Below are 1,175 nucleotides of genomic sequence, written 5' to 3' on the forward strand. Positions count from 1 at the left end.
AACGGGACAATATCTATGATGATCTTGCTTCCGGCGGTCGTGATGATCGCCCTGGCTTGACTGCCTGCCTCAAGTCATTGCGTGACGGCGATGTGCTGGTGGTCTGGAAGCTCGATCGCCTCGGACGATCGCTTGCCCATCTGGTCAACACGGTGAAGGAGCTGTCAGACCGCAAGATCGGCCTGCGGGTTCTGACTGGAAAGGGCGCTCAGATCGACACCACGACTGCGTCCGGTCGCATGGTGTTCGGAATCTTCGCCACCTTGGCCGAGTTCGAGCGGGATCTGATCCGAGAGCGCACCATGGCGGGTCTCGCCTCCGCGAGAGCGCGCGGTCGCAAGGGCGGACGAAAATTCGCGCTCACCAAAGCTCAGGTGCGTCTCGCGCAAGCCGCCATGGCCCAGCGCGATACTTCAGTTTCCGATCTCTGCAAGGAACTCGGCATCGAGCGCGTCACTCTCTACCGATATGTCGGTCCCAAAGGCGAGCTCAGAGACCATGGAAAGCATGTTCTCGGACTTACGTAGCAACTCGTTTCTTTTCGCAGGTTGAGCCACCTCCGCGCTTCATCAGAAAACTGAAGGAACCTCCATTGAATCGAACTAATATTTTTTTTGGTGAATCGCATTCTGACTGGTTGCCTGTCAGAGGCGGAGAATCTGGTGATTTTGTTTTTCGACGTGGTGACGGGCATGCCTTCGCGAAAATCGCACCTGCTTCCCGCCGCGGTGAGCTCGCTGGAGAGCGTGACCGCCTCATTTGGCTCAAAGGTCGAGGTGTGGCTTGCCCCGAGGTGATCAACTGGCAGGAGGAACAGGAGGGTGCATGCTTGGTGATAACGGCAATTCCGGGAGTACCGGCGGCTGATCTGTCTGGAGCGGATTTGCTCAAAGCGTGGCCGTCAATGGGGCAGCAACTTGGCGCTGTTCACAGCCTATCGGTTGATCAATGTCCGTTTGAGCGCAGGCTGTCGCGAATGTTCGGACGCGCCGTTGATGTGGTGTCCCGCAATGCCGTCAATCCCGACTTCTTACCGGACGAGGACAAGAGTACGCCGCAGCTCGATCTTTTGGCTCGTGTCGAACGAGAGCTACCGGTGCGGCTCGACCAAGAGCGCACCGATATGGTTGTTTGCCATGGTGATCCCTGCATGCCGAACTTCATGGTGGACCCTA

General features: G+C 57.6%; 2 protein-coding genes. Both read left to right on the forward strand.

Going from position 1 to position 1,175, the window contains the following annotated elements:
* The coding region (locus FTT73_RS16120) for a recombinase family protein (RefSeq protein ID WP_180191667.1) at positions 1 to 527 on the forward strand (527 nt) is incomplete at its 5' end.
* A gap of 65 nt (positions 528 to 592) precedes the next feature.
* The coding region (locus FTT73_RS16125; RefSeq protein ID WP_040177588.1) for an APH(3'') family aminoglycoside O-phosphotransferase at positions 593 to 1,175 on the forward strand (583 nt) is incomplete at its 3' end.

This window comes from Acinetobacter sp. YH01006 (assembly GCF_013420445.1).
GTDB lineage: Bacteria > Pseudomonadota > Gammaproteobacteria > Pseudomonadales > Moraxellaceae > Acinetobacter > Acinetobacter pseudolwoffii.